Below are 22,386 nucleotides of genomic sequence, written 5' to 3'. Positions count from 1 at the left end.
CTATCTGGCGGCTTTCCCTTTTCCATAGAGCTGACCGCGCAGCAGCAACTGCACTGTCCGGAAGGCCAGATAACCAATAAACAGATTCGCACCGGCAAAAATAGGGATCGCCAGCCATTGTGCGGATGGTAATCCGGCGGCCGCCAGTTTCAGACCACTGACCGTGGTGGCAGCAACACCGAAGGTATACGCCCAGTAAGAGGGTGCAAACGCCTGTGCCCCCAGCCAGCGACCGAGACGTAATCCCAGCAGTAACTGAAACAATCCATATCCCCACAGCATCAGCAGCCAGGGTTCGGTGCTGCCCGGTATTAACATTAGACACGCCATGGCACAGACGACCGGTGGCGCAAACTGAATTCCGAGCAACGGGCGCTGAGCGACCGGCATGGTTTTCGGATGCCATAGGCGCTGAATAATCAGTGATTCCAGCGCCAGCCAGGAGAACACGCCGGCGCCGAGAAACAACCAGCCCCAGTCGGCATGTCCTAAAGCCCCTAGGGCGGCCGCACTGGTAAAGTTACCGGCGACGGTCGGCAGATAGAGCGTGGGCGCGGTATCCAGCGTGTCGCGGCCACCCTGCCAGAGAGTGCCGGTATGCCACAGGGAAAACACCAGATGCCAGCTGATACCCGCTATTGTCAGCAGCCATGCGGCGGTAAGGGAATAGGGCAATACCGCCAGGACGATCAAGAGCGTGGAAACGCCCAGCAATGCGGGGGTGCCACCCTGTACCGGATGCAGAAATTCGGCTTTTACCAGTTCAAAGTGACGGATCGCCTGTAAACAATAAGTCAGCAGCAATACAGCCCAGACCATGCCGGCGAGTAGTAGCAGGCTCTCGCCAATCAGCGCCGGTAACTGCCACAGATGCGCGGCGATACGCCATGCTTGTCCCAGACCGGACAGGCCGAGCACCATGCCAAAGAAAGAAGCGGGAATGCGGTTTTGTGTCATTTTTTCGTTATCAGTCCGTTATTGATGTCCAGCAGATCCTGTTCCGACAATATGCCGGCCGTCAGTTTCAGTTGCAGAGTATTCAGGATGTAGTTGTAACGGGCATCGGAGAGTTTCTGCTTGGCAAAATAGAGTTTGGTCGTCGCGGTCAGTACGTCCACGATGGTACGGGTTCCCACCTGATAACCGGCCTGTGTGGCGGTCAGGGCGCTGTCGGCAGAAATGACCGATTGCTGATACGCCTTGATGGTACCGACACTGGCGAACACGTTGTTGTAGTTTTTATACAGATCCGCCTGCATGCTGCGGTAGGTCTTTTCCAGATTTTCGCTGGCCGCGACATAGTTAAACTGCGCCTGTTTTACCTGTGACTGCGTCGCGCCGCCGGAATAGAGTGGCAGGTTGAATTGCAGGCCGATGGTGCCCTGATTGACGGTGCCATCCTGCTTCGAAGTGGTATTTTTTTCATAATCGGTGTAGTCGGAGTTGGCGCCCAGCTTCAGATCCAGTGTCGGCAGATGACCGGTTTTGGCCAGATCAATCTGTTGTCTGGCCACGTCTTTGGCGATACGTAACTGGTTCAGCGTCAGGCTGTGATCCTGGGCCTGTTTCAGCCATTGATCGGCACTTTGCGTCATTTGACCGGGGCTGAAGCGTTCGGTATTCAGTACATCCAGAAACCGGTGTTCGGTACCGGTCAGCTGGCGCAGCGCTTCATAGCTGTTCGACAGGGTGTTCTGGGTATTGATGGTATCAGCCACCGCCAGATCATGCGCGGCCTTGGCTTCCTGGACATCGGTGATCGCCGTCATGCCGACATCGAACCGCTGCTGGGTTTCATCCAGCTGACGCTGCAGCGCTTTTTCGTTGGCGAGGGAATATTCCAGACTATCCTGTGCGGCCAGCACACTGAAATAGGCTTGCGCAGTACGCAAAATCAGGCTCTGTTTCTCCAGATTCAGTGCGACATCGCTGGCCAGCGCCTGTTTGCTGGTGATATCCGAATTCATCCAGATTGACTGGCGGAATACCGCCTGGGTCAGGGTGATCCCCGCACCGGTAGTGCGGGCTGTATAGGCGTCATCATTGTTTGATTTCAGATAATTGACATTCGCATCCAGACCAATCTGCGGCAGTTTGGCGGCATCGGCTTCGTTGATTTTTTCAAAGGCGGCATTACGTTGCGCCTGGGTTTCCTGCAACTGCGGATCTTTTTCCCGGGCTTGGTGATAGATGTCGAGCAGGCTTTCGGCATACACCCACGGGGAAAACCCCAGCAGTATGAGGGCAGACAATAATGATTTTTTCATCGGATCATTCACTCCAGTTTTAATCCAGCGTTTTCCGGAATCGCAGCACACCTATTAACAGCATAGCGAATAAAAACAGTAATAACGGCCACAAATGCGGCCACATTTCCGCCATGCCGTTTCCTTTCAGCATAATTCCGCGGATCAAGCGGATAAAGTGTGTCAGGGGTAACAGCTCACCAATCTGCTGAGCCCAGAACGGCATGCCACGGAACGGGAACATGAAGCCGGACAGCAGCATGGATGGCAGAAAAAAGAAAAAGGTCATCTGCATCGCCTGGGTCTGGTTGCGGGCCACGCTGGAGATGGTGATGCCGATGCTGAGGTTGGCGGCAATAAACACCAGGATGCCCAGTAACAACCAGCCGGCCGGACCAATAAATGGCACTGCGAACAAGAGCTTTGCCAGCGAAAGGATCACCGCGACCTGCACAAAGCCAATCAGCACATAAGGCAGGATCTTGCCCAGCATCACTTCCAGTGGCCGCACCGGGGTGGCCAGCAGATTTTCCATCGTGCCGCGCTCCACTTCCCGGGTAACGGCCAGCGCGGTCATCATGATCATGGTCATGGTGAGGATCACGCCCATCAGGCCGGGCACAATGTTGTATTGCGTCAGACCTTCCGGATTAAACCGCCGCTGGATCACCACCTCATAGGGTTGCGCCTTACCATTCAGGGAACTGAGTGCGCCGGTCAGTTCGTATTGCAGCCATTGCTGACTGAGCTGCTGCAGGGCACCAATCGCGTTGGCGGTCGCGGAAGGATCGGTGGCATCGGCTGCAACCAGCAGTTGCGGCCGTTCTCCGCGTTGCAGTTTTTTGGCAAATCCGGCCGGAATGACCACGGCAAACTGGGCATCGCCTTCTTCCAGCCAGTGATCGGCTTCGGCCTCACCCAGATCGGTTGCGACCAGCTGAAAATAAGCGCTGTTTTCTAATCCCTGCACGATGGCGCGGGTAAACGGCGTCTGTTCATGCGCCACGATGACGGTTGGCAGGTGCTTGGGATCGCCATTTATGGCAAACCCGAACAGGATCAGCTGGATCAGCGGAATACCCAGCATCATGGCGAAAGTGAGTCGATCCCGGCGCAGCTGGATAAACTCTTTCGCGATCATCGCCAGCAGACGGTGCCAGCTTATTATCTGATTCATAAGCACCTCTAGCGGAAATTATCCTGACTTTGCTGCATCAGATGGATGAACACATCCTCCAGTTGCGGTGTGATCAATTGCCAGCGCAGATCGCTGCGTTGCCGGAATGGTTCGATTGCCCTCGCTAAAGCAGAGGCATCCAGGCCATTGATATGCACGCTGTTACCGAAGCGGGTAATCAGGGTGATCGCAGGGTGGTTTTGCAGCACCGACAAAAGAACGTCGACCTCACCCTCAACCAGCCAGGTCGTAAACTGACTCTGTTGGATCAGCTCTTTCGGTGTACCACCGGCCAACAGTTTGCCATAGGCGATATAACCGAGACGATGACAGCGCTCGGCTTCATCCATGTAATGCGTGGAAACCAGCACGGTCATACCCTCTGCGGCCAGCTCATGGATCTCGTCCCAGAAATCGCGGCGGGCTTTCGGATCAACCCCTGCCGTCGGTTCATCCAGCAACAACAGTTGCGGTTCGTGCAGCATGCAGGCCGCCAGCGCCAGCCGTTGTTTCCAGCCGCCGGACAAGGTACCGGCCAGCTGATTCTGGCGCCCCTGCAAACCCAGTCGCTCCAGCGCCTGCTGAACCCGTTGTTTCCGCTGCGGCATGCCATAAATGCGGGCAATGAAATCCAGATTTTCCCGCAGGCTTAAATCGTCATACAAGCCGAAGCGCTGCGTCATATAACCGACATGGCGTTTGATATCGGCCGCCTGCCGGACAATGTCATAGCCCAGTGTATGACCGGACCCGCTGTCGGGAGTCAGCAGACCGCACATCATGCGGATCGAGGTGGTTTTGCCGCTGCCGTTCGGCCCGAGAAAACCGAAGATCTCGCCACGTTGTACCTGCAGACTCAGGTTATCCACGACCAGCTTGTCACCGAAGCTCTTGTTTAACCCCTGCACATCAATGATCCAGTTTTCACTGTTCATGGCCTATTGCTCCGTTGGTGACAGTGCAACAGCGACCGGCTGTCCGGGATGCAGCGGGAAGGTGCTGGTATCCAGCGGTCTGGCTTCCACCATAAACACCAGTTTGGCGCGGTTTTCTTTACTGTAGATAACCGGCGGGGTGTATTCCGCGTTACTGGCAATAAAACTGATCCTGGCCGGAATCGTCGCCTTGCAGCCATCACAGCTGATGGCGATGTTTTGCCCGGCCTTGATTGTCGCCAGCGCTGTTTCCGGAATATAGAACCGGATCTTCACCGCCTCGGGGGCTAACAGCGTCACCACCGGGGAACCGGCCGGGATCCATTCACCAAGCTGATATAAGGTTTCTTCCACCGTTGCTGTCACCGGGCTGGTAGGCGCAGTCTGGGCCTGTAACCAGCCGGCATGACTGAACTGAGCTTCTGCGGCAGTAATATCCGCCTGCGCGGCTTCACGCAGATCGGAGCGGGCAGCCTGTACGGCCAACGCCAGCTGTGCTTTCAGATCGCGGACTTTGCCTTCGGCCTGGGAGCGGCTGCTGATTGCCAGATCCAGCGTCGCCTGATTGCTGAATCCCTGTTTCCGCAGACGTTGCTGGCGCAGCAACTCCTGTTCACTCAGGCGTAACGCCGCCTGCGCGGTACCGAGCTGGGCGTTGAGGGAGGCGATCTCTTCACTGCGTTTGCCTTTACTGAGATCGGCGGCCTGGGCCTGCGCTTTCTTTAAGGTCGCCTGCGCCGCCTGCTGATTGCTGCTGACTTCACTGCTTTCCAGACGGAACAACGGCTGGCCGGTCTGAACCTGTTGTCCTTCGCTGACCGCCAGCTCCCGCAGATAACCGGCGACGGGAGTCGCAATCCGGATATAGTCGCCTTCGACATAACCAGGCAGGGTATTCTCCGTTGCCGGCTGACAAGCGCTTAAGCCCAAGGCAGCAAACAATGGGATGTACTTACGCATGCGATTCCTCCCGTAAGGCCATCAGACCGGCCCAGCTAAAACGGACAATATGGTTTTCGATCTCATCCAGCCAGCCGGGATCGGTCAGCAGATGCGGGCTGGTGCGGATTATCAGCGGGCGGGCCAGCACATACATGATGCACTGACTCATCAGGCTGAGTACGCAGCGTAATAACGTCTCCCGGGTGGCGTCCGGCAGGATCTGCTGCAACAGGCTGAACATCTGCTGCAGCTGGGGTTGCTGAAAACGCTGATAAATATCATCCAGAGCGGCAGTCGGATTGGCCATTTCCCGCAGCACCAGTTGTGCTATCCGGCAGCCCTGCTGTTCGTCCAGCATCCGTAACAACACGCTGTGGATCAGAAAGCGGAACTGGTCCGGCAACGGCAGGGCATTGTCAGTCAGCAACGGTTGCTGGGTGATGGCCAGTTCGCCGTGGTAACGCAGCACAGCCAGATACAGCCCCTCTTTACTGCCAAAGTAATAATTGATCGCGGATAAGCGGACACCGGCCCGCGCGGCGATCTGCTGTACCCGGGCAGCGCGGAAACCCTGTTCGATAAACTCAGGCGTTGCCGCATGAATCAGTTTCAGGCGGGTTTCTTCCCCGTGTGCACTGGCAGCGGATTCATTCAAAGAGGAATACTCGGTCATGGGTACCTCAATTAGAAAACTTTTTCTAATCATTGTGCATAAAGCGTCCGGACGCAAGCGAATCAGAAAATTTTTTCTGATTCTTTTGTGATACAGGTTCACTATTGCTCCGCCGGAACCTTAGGAGTAACCTGCCCTTTCTTTGGCATATCGCCAGTACGGGATTGGATCGGGAGTGGGTTACGATGACAGATCAGGCCTTGGCTGCAGATCAGCATTACGATCGTAATGATGTGGAGATAATTAAATGCGAGCCTTGTTTTAAAGGGTTCTTCCGCATTAACCGCTATCACCTGCGGCATAAACTTTTTGCCGGTGGCTGGGGGCCGGTGATCCAGCGTGAAATGTTCGAGCGGGGCCATGCGGCCGCTGTGCTGCCCTACGATATCGAAAACGATAAGGTGGTCTTGCTGGAACAGTTCCGTCTTGGCGCGTATGAAACCAAACAGGATCCGTGGTTGCTGGAGCTGGTGGCGGGCATTATCGAACCCGGTGAACAGGCGGACGAAGTGATCCACCGCGAAGCCGAAGAAGAATCAGGTCTGACACTGCAACGGGCGGATTTTGTCCTGAGCTATATGGTCAGCCCGGGCGGTACCACCGAGCGCATTGATCTGTATGTCGGTAAAGTCGATTCCTCTCTGGCCAATGGGCTGCACGGTCTGGCGCATGAAGGCGAGGATATCCGCGTACATGTGGTCAGCCGCGAGCAGGCTTACCGCTGGGTGGAAGAAGGCCGTATTGATAATGCGACCACCGTGATCGCCCTGCAATGGCTGCAACTGCACCATGCCGAATTACAACGTCGCTGGCTGGGTGAATCGTGACGACAGTCTGTATAGCCAAACGCCATGTACCCGATCTGCCTGAACTGCACCGGGCCTATGAAACCAACTACATGGCGCTGATGAAGTTGTTACCTTCAACAGAAGATGGCGGTGCGAGGTTGTATAACGTCGCACAATCATTACAATTCGCGGTTCGCATTCTGGAAAATACCCGCTACACCACGTTGCTGGAAATTTGCCAGCACAATGACGAGTTACCTGATTTTCTGAGAAGTCATATGCAAGTTCGGCTATACCACGATGCGCGTATGGCGGAAGTGTGTGTCAGTCAGCAGATTTCCCGTCTACTCCCCAGCTATGATTATCCTAATCCGGCTATGCATCAGCGGGATGAAAAAGAGCAGTGTAATCACTTTCTGGCAGAATGGTTGCGTTTCTGTCTGGCACACGGGTATAGCGCTCAGGCGCTGGCATATTAATAATAAAGTGATGATGCCAGTTACCCGGATTGCCATGCATGAAGGGTAAATGAAGGCGTTGTCCGCAAACAAATATAGAGAGAGATTTTGGAAACCTGCACATTAAATAACCAGGACGATGGCGTCGTTCGGCTATTGCAGATTTCAGATACGCATCTGTTCGCTGGTTCCGACCGGGATCTGCTAGGCATTGCCACGGCAGAGAGTTTTCAGGCAGTACTGGATGCCATTACTGAATTGCCGCAGCCGTATGATGTGGTGCTTGCAACAGGGGATCTGTCACAGGATCACTCCGCAGACTCCTATCAGCGTTTTGCCCGTATGGCATCAGCGGCATTGCCGAAACCGATCCACTGGCTGCCGGGTAACCACGATCACCGCGTCCTGATGCAAAATGAACTGCTGGCGGCCGGCATCCGTCCGGAAATGCGGCTGGTGAGCGAACACTGGCAAGTGATCCTGCTCGACAGCCAGGTTTACGGTACGCCGCACGGCTGGCTGAGTCATCTGCAACTGGAACAACTGGAAGCCGCACTGCAACAGCATCCGGAAAAGCATGCCCTGATTTGTCTGCACCATCATACCTTTCCCATTGGTTCGATCTGGCTGGATCAGCACGATCTGAAGAATGCCAATGATTTTCTGGCGATACTGGCGCGTTATCCGCGGGTTAAAGCGGTGCTCTGCGGCCATGTACATCAAGAGTATGATCAGTATCATCAGGGGATCCGTTTTCTGACCTCACCCTCCACCTGTATTCAGTTCAAACCACTGAGTGTGGATTTTTCACTGGATGGCATGTCTCCCGGCTGGCGTTATCTGCAGCTGTATCCGGATGGGCGTATTGCGACCCAGGTCTGGCGTCTTGAACCCGGCCGGTTTGTTCCTGATTTACAATCTACAGGCTATTGAGATGTCACCTACGCTGATTTATCTGCACGGTTTTAATTCCACCCCGAATTCAGTTAAAGCCCGGCAAATGACCGACTATCTGGCACAGGAACTGCCGGATATCCAGGTCTGTGTACCGAAACTGCCGAATACCCCGGCAGCATCCTGGCAGGCGATACAGGAGACACTGGCAGCTCTGGGCGAGCGCAAGATTGGGCTGGTCGGCAGCTCCATGGGCGGTTTCTGGGCCACCAAAGTGGCGGAAGTTTACGGACACAAGGCTGTGGTCATCAACCCGGCGGTGCATCCGCATTATCTGCTGCAACAACTGCTCGGGCCGCAGCGTAACCCTTATACCGGGGAAGAATATCTGCTGGAGCCGCATCACGTGGAGGAGCTGCGGGCGCTGGATCTGCCGGTATTGCAGTATCCGGAACGGATCTGGCTGTTACAGCAACAGGGCGATGAAGTGCTAGACTATCGCAACGCATTACAATTTTATCATTTTGCACGAACTACAGTAGAGCTGGGCGGTAATCACGCCTTCACAGAATTTGAACGTTACTGTGCTCAGATTGTAAGATTCCTGCAGTTATAAACCGTACTCACGGACTACCATGACTCAAGCTTATACCGCTGAATCCATTGAGGTACTCAATGGTCTTGAACCGGTGCGTCGTCGCCCCGGTATGTACACCGATACTACCCGTCCGAACCATCTCGGCCAGGAAGTCATTGATAACAGCGTCGACGAGGCGCTGGCGGGTCATGCCAGCCGGATTGATGTCATTCTGTATGAAGACCAGTCGCTGGAAGTGATCGATGACGGCCGTGGTATGCCGGTCGATATTCACCCAGAAGAAGGGGTGCCGGCGGTCGAGCTGATCATGTGTAAATTGCATGCCGGCGGTAAATTTTCCAATAGCAACTATCAGTTCTCCGGGGGTCTGCACGGGGTGGGGATCTCGGTGGTCAACGCCTTGTCACGCCGCGTGGAAGTCACCGTGCGCCGCGATGGTAACGTCTATGAAATGGCGTTCGAGCAGGGCGAGAAAGTCTCGGATCTGACCATCACCGGCACCTGCGGCAAGCGCAATACCGGTACCCGCGTGAAATTCTGGCCGGAAGAGAAGTATTTCGACTCACCAAAATTTTCGGCCCGCAGTCTGGTACATATTCTCAAAGCCAAGGCAGTGCTGTGTCCGGGGTTGACCATTCATTTTGACGATAAGGTCAATCAGCAGACCTACGACTGGTGCTATCAGGATGGTCTGCGCGACTATCTGCTGGATAACTTAAAAGAGTTTGTACGTCTGCCGGAACAACCGTTTACCGGCCAGTTCAGTGCCGATAATTCGGCCGTGGACTGGGCGCTGTGCTGGCTGCCGGAAGGCGGCGAACTGATCAGCGAATCCTATGTCAACCTGATCCCGACGGTGCAGGGTGGTACCCATGTCAACGGTCTGCGTCAGGGTCTGCTGGATGCGATGCGCGAGTTCTGCGAATTCCGTAATCTGCTGCCGCGCGGTGTCAAACTGACGCCGGATGATATCTGGGATCGCTGTGCCTATATTCTGTCGATCAAGATGCAGGATCCACAATTTGCCGGTCAAACCAAAGAGCGTTTGTCTTCCCGCCAGAGTGCGGCATTTGTCTCCGGTGTGGTGAAAGATGCCTTTAGTCTGTGGCTGAACGCCAACATCGAACTGGCCGAGCAGCTGGCAGAACTGTGTATCAGCAGCGCCCAGCGTCGCCTGCGGGCCGCGAAAACCGTGGTGCGCAAGAAGATCACGCAGGGACCGGCACTGCCCGGCAAACTGACCGACTGTAACTGTTCCGATCCGCTGCAGGGTGAACTGTTCCTGGTGGAAGGGGATTCGGCAGGCGGTAGTGCCAAGCAGGCGCGGGAACGTGAGTTTCAGGCGATCATGCCGCTGCGTGGCAAGATCCTGAATACCTGGGAAGTGGATGCGTCGGAAGTGCTGGCGTCGCAGGAAGTGCATGACATCTCGGTCGCCATCGGCATGGATCCGGATTCCGACGATCTGAGCGGGCTGCGTTACGGCAAGGTCTGTATTCTCGCCGATGCGGATTCGGACGGTCTGCACATCGCCACCTTGCTGTGCGCGCTGTTCGTCAAACATTTCCGCTCGCTGGTGGAAAACGGTCATGTCTATGTCGCCATGCCGCCGCTGTTCCGTATCGATCTGGGCAAAGAGGTTTATTACGCGCTGGATGAAGACGAGAAGCAGGGTGTTCTGGAGCGGCTGAAAGCCGAGAAGAAACGCGGCACCCCACAGGTTACCCGCTTTAAAGGTCTGGGTGAAATGAACCCGAAACAGCTGCGGGAAACCACCATGGATCCGAACACCCGCCGCTTAGTTCAGCTGACACTGGATGAAACGGAGGAAACCATGCAGCTGATGGATATGCTGCTGGCGAAGAAACGCTCCGGCGATCGTCGTGAGTGGCTGGAAACCAAGGGCAATCTGGCGGATATCGGGTAGTTTTGCCGCTGGAGCCTGTGTGGTCATCCCGCTATAATGTATGTTAATCTTATTAACATACAGAGCGTTCGCCGATGGAAAAAAAGACCGCGCGGTTAACTTTACTGATTGATCCGGTGAAGAAAAAAGCCTTTGAAGATCTCTGTACGGCGCAGGATCTGACGCCGTCGCAGGTCGTTCGTCAGATGATCCGCGATTATCTGGATGAACATGGTGTCAGCTATGCGACCAAAAGCAAGCTGGGTGTAAAAGTCAAAACCGATGAGACCGCGTCCTGAGACGCGGTCTGCTTCCTCTTAATACTATTCGTTTACAACCATCTTCTTGCTGTCTTCCGCAAAACGCAGCTCACAGTAGTTCAGTGCTTCATCAAACGTGGTAAAGCAGTGTCCCTGTCCTAACAGCTCGATCAGACCGGCCTTGGTCAGCTTCTGCTGTACCGCCTTGTTGGCTTCACACAGCAGAATGGTGACGTTGTGTCTGGATAACAGATGGATCACGTGCTCCAGCGATTGCAGCGCGGTGAAATCCATAAACGGCACATGATTCAGTCGCAGGATCAGCGCTTTCGGTTCGGTGTTGGTTTGTGCCAGTGCACGCTGGAAGGTTTCTGCCGCACCAAAGAACAGCGGCCCGTCGATACTGTAGACCAGAACCTGTGGTGGCAGGTGCTTGTGCCCAATCAGTTGCAGTTCCTTGTCCAGATCGCTGGCGGTGTGTTTCTGGATTTCGACCGCGCCGGCCATACGCTGCATAAAACTGAATGCGGCCAGGATAACCCCGATATTCACCGCCACCACCAGATCGGTAAAGACCGTCAGCAGGAAGGTGATCAGCAGGATCGCGGTATCGGTTTTCGGCGCCTTCTTCACCATTTCCACAAAATGCGGCAGTTCACTCATGTTCCAGGCGACCACAAACAGGATCGCGGCCAGTGCGCACAGCGGGATGTTGTTGGCCAGCGGCGCCAGAAACAGCAGGATCATCAGTAGCACGATAGAATGGATAATCCCGGCCAGCGGGCTGTTTCCGCCGTTACGGATGTTGGTCGCGGTACGGGCAATGGCGCCGGTAGCCGCGAAACCACCGAACAGGGGCGCGATGATATTGGCGAGGCCCTGTCCAATCAGCTCCTGATTGGAGTTATGCCGGGTACCGGCCATCCCGTCCGCGACCACGGCGGAAAGTAATGATTCGATAGCCCCCAGCATGGCAATGGTGAACGCCGGACCAATCAACTGAACTATCTGGCCAAAACTGAATTCTGGTAGAGCAAAATCCGGTAATTTCTGTGGAATTCCGCCGAAAGCACTACCGATGGTCGCGACGCCTTCCGGATGGAAAACGGAAACCACCAGTGTAGCGAACACCATGGCCACCAGCGGGCCAGGTACTTTTTTCATATAGGGCAGTTTGGGTGTCAGAATCACCAGCGCCAGACTGCAGAGCGCCAGCGCGCTGGTAGTCAGACTGGCATTCGGGAACTGCTGGATCAGGTGCCACAGCTTTTCATGGAAATGTTCGCCGGTCACGCTGGGCAGGCCGAAGAAATCTTTCCACTGACCGACCCAGATGATGACACCGATCCCGCTGGTGAAGCCGACAATTACCGGCGCCGGGATGAATTTGATGATGCTGCCGAGACGGCTGAAACCCATCAGCATCAGGATAACACCGGCCATCAGGGTGGCGATTTGCAGCCCGCTGATACCGAATTTGGCGGTGATCCCGGCCAGGATTACGATGAAGGCGCCGGTTGGCCCGGCAATCTGTAAACGGCTGCCACCAAAAATGGAAACGACTGCACCCGCCACCATGGCGGTATAGAGCCCTTGTTCTGGTTTGACGCCGGAGGCAATGGCAAATGCCATGGCCAGCGGGAGTGCCACGACGCCAACGATGATCCCGGCAACCAGATTGGGAAGCCAGTTTTTGATGCGTAGCAGACCGGCTTGCTGCGCCTCCAGTATTGCAATCATAACCACCTCAAATACTAATAACATTAACATATGGTGATAACCATATGTTGCATTCTACGCTTTACGGCGGCGCAAATCATGAAAGCAAATCAAAAAAATTCCGCCTTCAGCGCGAGCGTGACCAGGCAGATATTTGTGTATGATTTGCGGCAAAGCTCCCACATTTTTATCTGTAATAATCTAAAATTAATAGCATATGCTGCTGGTGAGTCCAGTGCATTCCCCTCGCATTACGCTACGAGCCGCGGAGGTATCTATGACTAAGCATTCTCTGGTGCATGCCAAAATACCGCAGTATGCACAGCGCCCTGATCGGGGCCAATCCACATTCGCTCATCTCAAACATATGTTGTTGTTATGGAAGCAGAACTGGCAAACCCGGCGTCAGCTGGCCCAGTTGAGCGCTGAAGACCTGCGGGATGTTGGTCTGACAGAATCACAGCGCCAGGAAGAGCTGAACAAGTCGTTCTGGGAGCCATAGAATGACTGCAGGTGCAAACACCGATGAATTATGTATAAACCCCGGAACGTGATTCCGGGGTTTATTTTTGTGCCGCAGGCAGAAAAAGAGGAGAGGCCGACTTAATGCGCGAGCTGTTGCAACAGCCAGGTCACCGCCAGCAGGTCAGCACTGCCACCCGGACTTAAATGGCGGCTGATAAGCTGCTGATCGAGCTGTTGTAATGCCTTCATGCGTTCAACCGACAGAAAGGTGGTATGGGTGCGGATCCATTTTGCCTGCTGTTTCACATAGTTCAGTCCATCAGGCCCGCCCCGGTGAACCAGATTGGTGTCATCGTTATGTTCCAGTAAGGCCAGCATCACCTCTAGCAGCGCGCTGTTCCGATCGGCGTCCTGCGCCAGTGCCTGTTGATAGACCGGCAACGCATAACTCCGGACTGTCTGAAAACCGGATTCAACTTCGCCTCTGATCCCCCGCAGACCATACTGATGATAAAAGCGCTCGCCAGCAGTACGGGGGTGGGTGTTCGCGGCCAGTTCCCGCTCTACCAATCCTTCGGTCGCATTGGCCACCGTCTGACAGAGCGAATGCTGGTTTAAGCCTTTTCCCTGCTGCCATAAACGTCCGCCTGCTGCGCAGAGCAGCGCCATTGAGAACAGCATGCCTTTGTGGGTATTGACTCCGGCGGTTGCCAGATACATATCCTGTTCACATTGCCGGCCGGGATGGCGTAATGCCGATAACAGCTGATCCACCGGCTGATGCGCACTGCGGATGCCGGTATCGGTAAACTGTTCCAACCATGGCGCAATGGCATTGGCACTGCGTTCAAAGGTATCAACCGTCATATCCCGGTGGGCACCGTTATTGGCGAGATCCACCAGACCCGGTTTGGGGGTTGTATAAACTTCCACCAGCATCGCGCGATGAGCCAGTGCCGCCATATCCCGCACAATTGCTGGCTTTATGGCCAGCGGCGCGGCACAGTCGGTATCAAACAGTGCATACATGATGTTGTTCCTGAGCTGATGAATAGGAGTACAGGGTGTGCCGGATATGCGCCAGTAATGCTTCCGGACTATGGCGCCGGCTGCGACCACAAACAGCCGCCAGATCATCGCAGAGCAGACACTGGCGTGGCGGCAGGCCGAATTCCCGCCGCGAGAGACTGCGACCGTCGGCACCGGAGACATCCAGATCGAATAACCGGCCCAACGGATGCTGTTGTTCCAGAGTGATCATGGCCTCTTTCAGTGCCCTGGCCGGGATCTGCACACTCCAGAAGGCTTCCGGACCGGTAATAAAGCGCCAGGATGAATGGGCCGTGATGACCCAGCCTCGGGCCTTGATCTCTTTTTCTACGGCAATGATGCCGGCAGCCTGTAACTGATGCGCTTCCGCATTATCTTTGATTTCGCCCGGCATATTGATGCAGAAGGAAATCAGACTGCCTTTATACCGATCCAGCCAGATCTGCTGGCGGCGAACCCGTTCATCACGGGCGGCCAGCATTTGGGTTACCCCGACGCGCAGGTGGGTCGGGCGGGAGCACATCAGTTCCATAGCGGCTTACTCTGTTACTTGTTTCACAACATCAAGGATGCTGCCATCACGGTAACGGATCACACCGACAATCCGGTCGGTATACTCAATCTCCGCTGGAACACCGGTCAGTGAATAGGCCCGCGCATTCAGCTCTTCAATACTGATCAGCGGTAATTTCTGGGCTTCCAGTCTAGCCTTGATGTCCGGACGCGCCGGATTCACCGCGATGCCGTGATCAGTCACCAGAACATCAATGCTGTTCCCGGGGGTGATGCAGGTTGTCACCTGTTTCACGACCGTCGGAATACGGCCACGCACCAGCGGGGCAACCACGATGGTCATATTCGCGGCAGCAGCTGTGTCGCAATGGCCACCGGAGGCACCACGAAAGACCCCGTCAGAGCCGGTGATCACGTTGACATTGAATCCGGTGTCGATTTCGAGCGCACTCAGGATCACGACATCCAGCTGTTCCACACTGGTGCCTTTGGAGGACGGATTGGCGTACTGGTTGGCCGAGATCTCCTGGTGATGCGGGTTTTTACCCAGCGATTCGGCAGCAACGCTGTCAAAGCACTGAACGTCGAGCAGCGTTTCGATCAGGCCGCGCTCATGCAGCGCCACCATACTGGCGGTGATACCGCCCAGACCGAATTTCGCCTTGATTTTATTGCGCACCATCCGGTCGGCCATGAAGCGGGTGACCGCCAGCGAGGCGCCACCGGTACCGGTCTGCAGCGAAAAACCATCATTGAAATAGCCGGAATGCTCAATGACATCGGCCGCCATTTTCGCGATCAGCAATTCACGCGGATTGGTGGTCATGCGCGTAGCGTCACCACCGATTTTGTCCGGATTGCCGACTTCGTTGACCTTGACGATGGCATCGACACAATCCTGCGCGATACTGGCCGGATAATTCGGATAACCGGTCAGTTCTTCGGTCAGCAGGATCACATGACGGGCATATTCGGCGTCGACCCGGGCATAACCGAGCGAACCGCAACGGGATTTGCCGGAAAAACCGTTCGCATTGCCGAATTCATCACTGCAGGGAACACCAAGAAAAGCGACATCAATGTTCAGTTCGCCACTTTTGATCAAGTGAACCCGGCCACCGTGGGAGTGAATATGTACCGGTTCAGTCATCAGGCCCCGGGAAATCGCTTCCGCCAGTTTTCCGCGCAGCCCGGAGGTGTAGATCTTACGGACGACGCCATTACGGATATGATCAATGAGCGGTGCATGGCAGTTCGTCAATGAACTGGCGGCCAGCACGAGGTTTCTGAACCCCATCTCGGCCAGTTTGTCTACCACCAGGTTGACGGTTTTGTCGCCGTCGCGGAAGGCATGGTGAAAGGAGATGGTCATGCCGTTCTGCAGACCGCTTTGCCGGATCGCATCTTCCAGAGAAGACTGCAGTTTACTGCGGTGGCCGGTTGCACTTTGTTCTGTTTTGCCAGCGGCACCACCAAATAACGGGATATGGGGCAGCTGTGCTGAAATGGTGTCCGGGATCGGACGGGATAATACATTCATTGTCATGGTCAACCTCATTGTCTGATACCGGATGCTTCTGCGCGTTGTAACACCCAACGGGCTCGTTCGATGATCGGAGCGTCGACCATCTTGCCGTTCAGTGACACCACGCCAAGCCCTTGTTGTGCTGCATTCTCTGCGGCTTCAATGATCAGACGGGCATTGCCGACTTCTTTGCGGGTTGGTGCGAACACGTTATGCAGTAGATCGATCTGCCGTGGATTAATGAGTGATTTGCCATCAAAACCCAGCTGCTTGATATGTTCCGCCTCGTGAATAAAGCCCTCTTCGTTATTGGCATTGGAGTAGACGGTATCAAAGGCGGCGATACCGGCGGCGCGGGCGGCCTGCAAGATCGAGCAACGGGCGAACATCAGCTCGATGCCTTCCGGCGAACGTTCGGTACGTAAATCACGGACATAATCCTCCGCCCCGAGCGCAATTCCGATCAGCCGAGGAGACGCTTTGGCAATTTCCGGGGCATTAATGACCCCCATGGCACTTTCAATCGCGGCCATCATTCTGGTGCTGCCTTCTTTGCGGCCACAACTCCGTTCGACTTCCAGAATATGGCGTTCCATCTCCAGAATATCTTCTGCGGAATCGGTTTTCGGTAACCGGATGACGTCCACGCCAGCCCGGACCATTGCTTCCACATCCAGCTTGCCATAGGCCGAGTTCAGTGGATTGACGCGAACGACGGTTTCGATTTCCCGGTACATCGGCAGTTGCAGCGCATGAAACACCAGTAAACGCGCGGTGTCTTTTTCAGTAACAGCGACCGAGTCTTCCAGATCAAACATCAGCGCGTCGGGACGATAGATAAAACTGTTACTGAGCATTGCGGCATTCGAGCCTGGAACAAACAGCATGCTACGGCGTAACTTACTCATAATGCACTCCAGTTGACGCTCATCAGTTGCGTTCCGGTGGCGCGGATCAAGGCCGCCTGAACCCGGGCGCGGATAATGCAATCCAGAGCACCTTTGTCTTCCACGATCACGCGGACACCATAAATGTTTAATTTGTTGAGGATGTCGTGAACCAGACGGTGGATGGCATCACCGAATTGTTTGCCGACTACACTTTCCAACTCAATTTCGATTTCAGGGGAATCGATAGGCTGGATGCGGATCAATACATCGCCGGACTCCAGTGTGCCGGCATGAGACTGCTGTACTATCTTCATCGTTCAGACCTTGTTCTCAGTGGTTTTGCTGTAATGAATAAATCCGGTCAGACACTGATCCGCTGTGGCGGCGCATAGTGTTGCCACAGATACCGATAAGTGCTTTCCGGGACTAAGCCTTTCACGGCCGCGGGACCTTGCTGTGCTAACAGCGTGCGAACGCGGCAGGCAGAAATGGGTTCTTTCGCCAGCAAACGACGCTCTATTTCGTGTAATTCAAGCGCCGGCGAAGGCAGGGACGGGGTGGTCAGCCAGTAAGCCATGGCCTGGTTGTATTGGGCGGTAACCGGGCATAACGGCTCGGTACCGACATAGCGGCGCTGAATACCGAGCGCAGGCGCAATAGCATTACGGAAGAGTTGTAAATCCAGCGCCATATGGCATTCGTTGATGATCTTCTGATCTTTCAGAAAATAGCTGGGAAACGTGGCACGGGAGATCAGATAATCGGATCCGGGATGAATAGTCAGGTTACCCAGATCTGACACGCCGGCCTTAATCAGTGCCAGCCGGTCTTCATAAGGAAATTCGGACGCATTTTCCTGCACCACAAACAGGTGTACCCAGTCACACTCCTTGCATGCCTGTTGCACCAGGTAGCGGTGACCCAGCGTGAATGGATTGGCATTCATCACGATGGCACCAATGACATCACCTTCACGTCGTAATTCCGTCAGATGACGGCAGTAGCGTTGCAGCCGGGTGGCGCTGTTTTCCATCAGAATGACCTGGCCATCAACCTTGGCCAGCAGGTGAAAACCACACTCGGTAAACAGCGCTTCATTTTCAGGTTTGGTATAGAGAAACAGCTCATAGCGCTGCAGGGTGAATGCCTGGTTGATCAGCGTTGTCATGAGCGTTAATGCCAGGCCTTGTCCCCGTAACTGTGGATCAATGGCGATGCATTTCAGTACCCGTCCGGCAATACCGCCACAGGCCACGATTTGCTGTGCGTCATCCAGAGCAATGATGAATTGCTCAATATCCGGATCAATATCGAGATTATTTTTTCTCAGAAAATCAGCAATCTGCTGCCAGCGGAATAGTTCCGTATTTAAAACGCAACAGAAGATATATTCATCATTCATATATACGAGCCTTAATGGCTAATAAATGCTGTATATATGAAAGAATATTTTTTGAATTGTTTTCTTGATCGCTCTCAAGCGAAAAGGCGGTTTAAAAAGCAGATATGATTTTTATGAATTTAATTATTGTTCTGTCACTTTAATATAGGAAAAGCAGAAAAATTAAGCAACAAGAAAATATAAAATTTCTTATTGCTCCTGATAAGTTTTTGTTAATACGTTGATATATATGGATTAATTTGAAAATTAAATTGATTTAAACAATAAGATAATTAACAACATTAAACCCCCGGCGTTTATTGGCTGGCATCACAATTTGTATGACTTTTAATTAATTACTATTAGCGTGCCGTTTCTGCATTGAAACAATTCCTCAGCTACCTGATACAGGATGACGCTTATGAACCAAACAGCAACAATTGCCATTAAGGACGAAGGTGGTATCAAGTCACTCTTGTCTGCCAAAATATTTGGCATGCCACTTCCCTTGTATGGTTTCACGTTAATTACAATTGCTTTATCTCATTTTACCGGCGTATTACCCATCGATCTGGTGGGCGGTTTTGCCATCATGTTTGTGATTGGTGCCGTTTTTGGTGAAATCGGTAAGCGACTCCCGATTTTTAACAAATACATTGGTGGCGCACCGGTGCTGATTTTCCTGGCCGCAGCCTGGTTTGTGTATGCCGGCATCTTTACCCAAAAGGAAATTGATGCGATCAACAGTGTGATGGAAGTTAGTAACTTCCTGGACTTGTTCATTGCCGTGCTGATTACCGGTTCGATTTTGTCGGTAAACCGTAAATTGCTGCTGCGCTCGTTAGTGGGTTATGTCCCGACTATCCTGGCTGCTGTAGCTGGGGCTGCCGTATTTGGTATGGCTATTGGTCTGGTGTTTGGTATTCCGGTGGATCGCGTTCTGATGCTGTATGTCCTGCCTATCATGGGCGGTGGTAACGGTGCCGGTGCGATCCCGCTGTCGGAAATCTACCATTCCGTAACAGGTCGTTCCCGTGAAGAGTATTACTCTGTTGCAATTGCGATCCTGACCATTGCCAACATTTTTGCGATTGTTGCCGCCGCCATTCTGGATGTGGTTGGTCAAAAAATGCCGTCATTAACCGGCAATGGTGAACTGGTACGTAAAGCCAATTTCAAAGTGGATGAAGATGAGAAAGTCGGTGAAATCACACATCGTCAGATCGTGGTTGGTTTAGTGCTGGCAACCTGCTGCTTACTGTTCTCTATGGTGCTGTCAAAATCACTGCTGCCAGGTTTTGGGAGTATCAAGATCCACACATTTGCCTATATGGTTCTGGTTGTAGCTGCACTGAATGCGTCAAATCTCTGCCCTCCGGAAATCAAGGAAGGCGCAAAACGACTCTCTAATTTCTTCTCCAAACAGATGCTGTGGCTTTTGATGGTTGGTGTGGGTGTTTGCTATACGGACCTGGGTGAAATCATGCAGGCCATCACATTTGCGAACGTTGTTATAGCCGCAGTGATTGTACTTGGTGCTATCGTAGGTGCTGCTGTTTCTGGCTGGCTGATTGGATTTTATCCGGTTGAGGCGTCTATTACCGCTGGTCTGTGCATGGCAAACCGGGGTGGATCCGGTGACCTGGAAGTATTATCAGCCTGTAACCGTATGTCACTGATCTCTTATGCACAAATCTCTTCCCGTCTGGGTGGTGGTATTGTGCTGGTGATAGCGAGTGTCGTATTCGGCATGTTTGTGTAAATCTGTTTTTGTGGTCACGCATACCTGTATGGGTATGCGTGTATTCTTTGATTTTGAGGTGAATGATGTCTGAATCCGAGTTACTTCGTGAAGGTCTTTACCTGATGCTTTTTGGTATGGGCTTTGTGTTCATGTTTCTGGTCATTCTGGTGTATGCCGTCAAATTGATGTCACATCTGGTGATCCGCTTCACCCCTGAACCGGTGCCTGTACTGACCCCTGTGGTACGACACGAAGTATCCACTCCGCCTGCTGATAACGAAAGAATTAAAGCCGTACTGGCGGCGGCTGTTCATCACCATCGTCGTACCCGCGGCCATAACTGATTTTTGATTCGAACTGTTTTTTTGATTGATGGAGAAAAAAATGATTATTACTCCGCGTCCTGTTGCTATTACTGATGTTGTATTGCGTGATGCGCACCAGTCTCTGTTTGCCACTCGTCTGCGCCTTGATGACATGTTACCGGCGGCTGCCATGCTGGACGAAGTTGGCTACTGGTCTTTAGAAAGTTGGGGTGGCGCTACATTTGACGCCTGTATTCGTTTCTTAGGCGAAGATCCGTGGGATCGCTTGCGTGAACTCAAACAGGCGATGCCAAAAACCCGTCAGCAGATGTTGCTGCGTGGTCAGAATCTGCTGGGCTACCGTCATTATGCGGATGACGTGGTGGAAAACTTTGTGGAACGGGCGGCGACAACCGGTATTGATGTGTTCCGCGTGTTTGATGCCATGAATGATCCGCGCAATATGCGTTGCGCGCTGCAGGCCGTGAAAAAACAGGGGGCACATGCTCAGGGTACACTGAGCTATACCACCAGCCCGGCCCACAATGAACAAACCTGGATCGATCTTGCGGAACAGCTGCTGGAAATCGGGGTTGATTCCATCGCGATCAAGGATATGTCCGGCATTCTGTCGCCGACCGCAGCCTATAACCTGGTCAGCAAACTGAAAGAACAGTTTGATGTGGAATTACACCTGCACTGCCACGCGACAACCGGTATGGCCGAGATGACGCTGATGAAGGCCATTGAAGCAGGCGTGGATCGTGTGGACACCGCAATCTCTTCCATGAGTGGCACTTACGGCCATGCGGCAACAGAAGCCATGGTCGCTGCATTACAGGGAACGCCTTATGACACGGGTCTGGATCTGACCAGGCTGGAAAAAATCGCCGCCTATTTCCGTGATATCCGCAAAAAATACCATGCTTTTGAAGGACAGCTGAAAGGCATCGACAGCCGTATCCTGATCGCACAGGTACCGGGCGGCATGTTAACCAACCTGGAAAGTCAGCTGAAGCAGCAGAACGCCGGCGACAAGCTGGATCAGGTACTGGCGGAAATCCCGCGGGTCCGTGAAGATCTGGGGTTCATCCCGCTGGTGACGCCAACTTCTCAAATCGTGGGTACGCAGGCTGTACTGAATGTGCTGATGGGCGAACGCTATAAGAGTATTGCCAAAGAAACCGCCGGCATTCTGAAAGGGGAATACGGTGCAACCCCAGCCCCGGTGAATGCGGAATTGCAGCAGCGCGTCCTCGCCGATGGCGAGCTGCCGATCACCTGCCGTCCGGCGGATAACCTGTTGCCGGAAATGGATAAACTGGAAACCAGCGTCATTGAGGAAGCCGCGAAAAAAGGCATTAAACTGGCTGCAACGCCGATTGATGATGTGCTGACCGTGGCGCTGTTCCCGCAAATTGCGTGGAAATTCTTGGAGAACCGCGGTAATCCGGCAGCTTTTGAACCTCATCCTGTTCTTTCCGCCGCTCCGGTAGCGAAGGCTGAAGCGGCAACTGCGCCTGCTCCGGCAAAAACGGAAGAACCGGCGGTTTACACCATTGAGGTGGAAGGTCGCAGTTATGTGGTGAAAGTCAGCGAAGGCGGGGATATTCAGCATTTCCATGAAGTTGCTAACCAGGCGGCATCTGCACCGGCTACACCTGTCTCCGCGCCTGTCGCAGCCCCTGCAGCAAATGCTGAACCGGTAACTGCACCGCTGGCCGGGAATATCTGGAAGGTGCTGGTGAAAGCAGGACAGAACATTCAGGAAGGGGATGTCGTTGTGATCCTGGAAGCCATGAAGATGGAAACCGAAATTCGTGCGGCCCGCGCCGGGGTGGTGAGCGCCGTGCAGGTGAAAGAAGGCGATGCGGTTGCGGTGGGTGACTGTATGCTGACATTGGCATAAGAGGTAGG

General features: G+C 53.8%; 23 protein-coding genes. 10 read left to right on the top strand and 13 right to left on the bottom strand.

Annotated features, from left to right (window positions below; all coding sequences use genetic code 11):
- From tehA to HNR75_RS02055, 6 genes are read right to left on the bottom strand one after another with little or no spacing between them, the layout of a single operon-like run.
- On the bottom strand, nucleotides 1-957 hold the full coding sequence (gene tehA, locus HNR75_RS02080) for a dicarboxylate transporter/tellurite-resistance protein TehA (protein ID WP_188025346.1): 957 nt from the start codon (nucleotides 955-957) through the stop codon (nucleotides 1-3).
- Nucleotides 954-2,267 carry an outer membrane channel protein TolC gene (tolC, locus tag HNR75_RS02075; protein ID WP_188025345.1) on the bottom strand — a complete coding sequence of 438 codons (1,314 nt, stop codon included), beginning with the start codon at nucleotides 2,265-2,267 and terminating at the stop codon, nucleotides 954-956. Before tolC ends, tehA begins: the two co-directional genes overlap by 4 nt.
- 19 nt (nucleotides 2,268-2,286) lie before the next feature.
- Complete coding sequence (locus HNR75_RS02070; protein ID WP_188025344.1) at nucleotides 2,287-3,423, bottom strand: ABC transporter permease; 1,137 nt, start codon at nucleotides 3,421-3,423, stop codon at nucleotides 2,287-2,289.
- An 8-nt stretch (nucleotides 3,424-3,431) separates the two neighbouring features.
- Nucleotides 3,432-4,358: an ABC transporter ATP-binding protein gene (locus HNR75_RS02065; RefSeq protein WP_188025343.1), complete on the bottom strand. Its 927-nt coding sequence runs from the start codon at nucleotides 4,356-4,358 to the stop codon at nucleotides 3,432-3,434.
- 3 nt (nucleotides 4,359-4,361) lie between these two features.
- Nucleotides 4,362-5,318, bottom strand: coding sequence for an HlyD family secretion protein (locus HNR75_RS02060; protein ID WP_188025342.1), 957 nt, complete (start codon nucleotides 5,316-5,318; stop codon nucleotides 4,362-4,364).
- Entirely contained in the window at nucleotides 5,311-5,973 is a 663-nt protein-coding gene (locus HNR75_RS02055; RefSeq protein WP_188025341.1) for a CerR family C-terminal domain-containing protein, read from the bottom strand. The genes HNR75_RS02060 and HNR75_RS02055 overlap by 8 nt, the downstream gene beginning before the upstream one ends.
- Before the next feature lie 185 nt (nucleotides 5,974-6,158).
- Between HNR75_RS02055 and nudF the strand changes: the two genes are divergently transcribed.
- The 6 genes from nudF to HNR75_RS02025 all read left to right on the top strand — a co-directional run bounded on the left by nudF (nucleotide 6,159) and on the right by HNR75_RS02025 (nucleotide 10,916).
- Complete coding sequence (gene nudF / locus HNR75_RS02050) at nucleotides 6,159-6,800, top strand: ADP-ribose diphosphatase (RefSeq protein ID WP_188025340.1); 642 nt, start codon at nucleotides 6,159-6,161, stop codon at nucleotides 6,798-6,800.
- Nucleotides 6,801-6,871: 71 nt separating this feature from the next.
- Nucleotides 6,872-7,240 carry a DUF1249 domain-containing protein gene (locus HNR75_RS02045; protein WP_246358701.1) on the top strand — a complete coding sequence of 123 codons (369 nt, stop codon included), beginning with the start codon at nucleotides 6,872-6,874 and terminating at the stop codon, nucleotides 7,238-7,240.
- A gap of 87 nt (nucleotides 7,241-7,327) precedes the next feature.
- Nucleotides 7,328-8,152, top strand: a complete 825-nt coding sequence (gene cpdA, locus HNR75_RS02040; RefSeq protein WP_188025338.1) for a 3',5'-cyclic-AMP phosphodiesterase — start codon at nucleotides 7,328-7,330, stop codon at nucleotides 8,150-8,152.
- Nucleotide 8,153: 1 nt separating this feature from the next.
- The gene (locus HNR75_RS02035) at nucleotides 8,154-8,729 is read left to right on the top strand and encodes a YqiA/YcfP family alpha/beta fold hydrolase (protein WP_188025337.1); all 576 of its coding nucleotides are present in this window, start codon (nucleotides 8,154-8,156) and stop codon (nucleotides 8,727-8,729) included.
- 19 nt (nucleotides 8,730-8,748) lie between these two features.
- On the top strand, nucleotides 8,749-10,638 hold the full coding sequence (gene parE, locus HNR75_RS02030; protein ID WP_188025336.1) for a DNA topoisomerase IV subunit B: 1,890 nt from the start codon (nucleotides 8,749-8,751) through the stop codon (nucleotides 10,636-10,638).
- A 74-nt stretch (nucleotides 10,639-10,712) separates the two neighbouring features.
- Nucleotides 10,713-10,916, top strand: coding sequence for a CopG family transcriptional regulator (locus HNR75_RS02025; protein WP_188025335.1), 204 nt, complete (start codon nucleotides 10,713-10,715; stop codon nucleotides 10,914-10,916).
- Nucleotides 10,917-10,940: 24 nt separating this feature from the next.
- On the opposite strand, the gene HNR75_RS02020 is transcribed toward HNR75_RS02025, so the two are convergent.
- Nucleotides 10,941-12,617, bottom strand: a complete 1,677-nt coding sequence (locus tag HNR75_RS02020; RefSeq protein WP_188025334.1) for a SulP family inorganic anion transporter — start codon at nucleotides 12,615-12,617, stop codon at nucleotides 10,941-10,943.
- Between the two features lie 256 nt (nucleotides 12,618-12,873).
- Between HNR75_RS02020 and HNR75_RS02015 the strand changes: the two genes are divergently transcribed.
- The gene (locus HNR75_RS02015; RefSeq protein ID WP_188025333.1) at nucleotides 12,874-13,098 is read left to right on the top strand and encodes a DUF1127 domain-containing protein; all 225 of its coding nucleotides are present in this window, start codon (nucleotides 12,874-12,876) and stop codon (nucleotides 13,096-13,098) included.
- 101 nt (nucleotides 13,099-13,199) lie between these two features.
- On the opposite strand, the gene citG is transcribed toward HNR75_RS02015, so the two are convergent.
- Genes citG through citC form a run of 6 tightly spaced genes read right to left on the bottom strand, consistent with a single transcriptional unit; the run spans nucleotide 13,200 to nucleotide 18,441 of the window.
- Nucleotides 13,200-14,090 carry a triphosphoribosyl-dephospho-CoA synthase CitG gene (citG, locus tag HNR75_RS02010; protein ID WP_188025332.1) on the bottom strand — a complete coding sequence of 297 codons (891 nt, stop codon included), beginning with the start codon at nucleotides 14,088-14,090 and terminating at the stop codon, nucleotides 13,200-13,202.
- Nucleotides 14,074-14,643: a citrate lyase holo-[acyl-carrier protein] synthase gene (gene citX / locus HNR75_RS02005; RefSeq protein WP_188025331.1), complete on the bottom strand. Its 570-nt coding sequence runs from the start codon at nucleotides 14,641-14,643 to the stop codon at nucleotides 14,074-14,076. Before citX ends, citG begins: the two co-directional genes overlap by 17 nt.
- 6 nt (nucleotides 14,644-14,649) lie before the next feature.
- The gene (citF, locus tag HNR75_RS02000; protein ID WP_246358682.1) at nucleotides 14,650-16,170 is read right to left on the bottom strand and encodes a citrate lyase subunit alpha; all 1,521 of its coding nucleotides are present in this window, start codon (nucleotides 16,168-16,170) and stop codon (nucleotides 14,650-14,652) included.
- Between the two features lie 8 nt (nucleotides 16,171-16,178).
- Nucleotides 16,179-17,057 carry a citrate (pro-3S)-lyase subunit beta gene (citE, locus tag HNR75_RS01995; RefSeq protein ID WP_188025330.1) on the bottom strand — a complete coding sequence of 293 codons (879 nt, stop codon included), beginning with the start codon at nucleotides 17,055-17,057 and terminating at the stop codon, nucleotides 16,179-16,181.
- Nucleotides 17,054-17,353 carry a citrate lyase acyl carrier protein gene (citD, locus tag HNR75_RS01990; protein WP_188025329.1) on the bottom strand — a complete coding sequence of 100 codons (300 nt, stop codon included), beginning with the start codon at nucleotides 17,351-17,353 and terminating at the stop codon, nucleotides 17,054-17,056. The genes citE and citD overlap by 4 nt, the downstream gene beginning before the upstream one ends.
- Nucleotides 17,354-17,400: 47 nt before the next feature.
- Nucleotides 17,401-18,441: a [citrate (pro-3S)-lyase] ligase gene (gene citC, locus HNR75_RS01985; RefSeq protein ID WP_188025328.1), complete on the bottom strand. Its 1,041-nt coding sequence runs from the start codon at nucleotides 18,439-18,441 to the stop codon at nucleotides 17,401-17,403.
- A gap of 400 nt (nucleotides 18,442-18,841) precedes the next feature.
- Between citC and citS the strand changes: the two genes are divergently transcribed.
- The 3 genes from citS to oadA all read left to right on the top strand — a co-directional run bounded on the left by citS (nucleotide 18,842) and on the right by oadA (nucleotide 22,378).
- The gene (gene citS, locus HNR75_RS01980; protein ID WP_223157722.1) at nucleotides 18,842-20,182 is read left to right on the top strand and encodes a citrate/sodium symporter CitS; all 1,341 of its coding nucleotides are present in this window, start codon (nucleotides 18,842-18,844) and stop codon (nucleotides 20,180-20,182) included.
- A gap of 65 nt (nucleotides 20,183-20,247) precedes the next feature.
- Nucleotides 20,248-20,508: an OadG family protein gene (locus HNR75_RS01975; RefSeq protein ID WP_223157721.1), complete on the top strand. Its 261-nt coding sequence runs from the start codon at nucleotides 20,248-20,250 to the stop codon at nucleotides 20,506-20,508.
- 40 nt (nucleotides 20,509-20,548) lie between these two features.
- Nucleotides 20,549-22,378: a sodium-extruding oxaloacetate decarboxylase subunit alpha gene (oadA, locus tag HNR75_RS01970; RefSeq protein WP_188025325.1), complete on the top strand. Its 1,830-nt coding sequence runs from the start codon at nucleotides 20,549-20,551 to the stop codon at nucleotides 22,376-22,378.
- Nucleotides 22,379-22,386 lie beyond the last annotated feature (8 nt).

This window comes from Tolumonas osonensis (assembly GCF_014202415.1).
In the GTDB taxonomy this organism is placed as follows: domain Bacteria; phylum Pseudomonadota; class Gammaproteobacteria; order Enterobacterales; family Aeromonadaceae; genus Tolumonas; species Tolumonas osonensis.
Note: the sequence above shows the minus strand (reverse complement) of the source record. Positions and strands in the feature narration are given on the sequence as shown.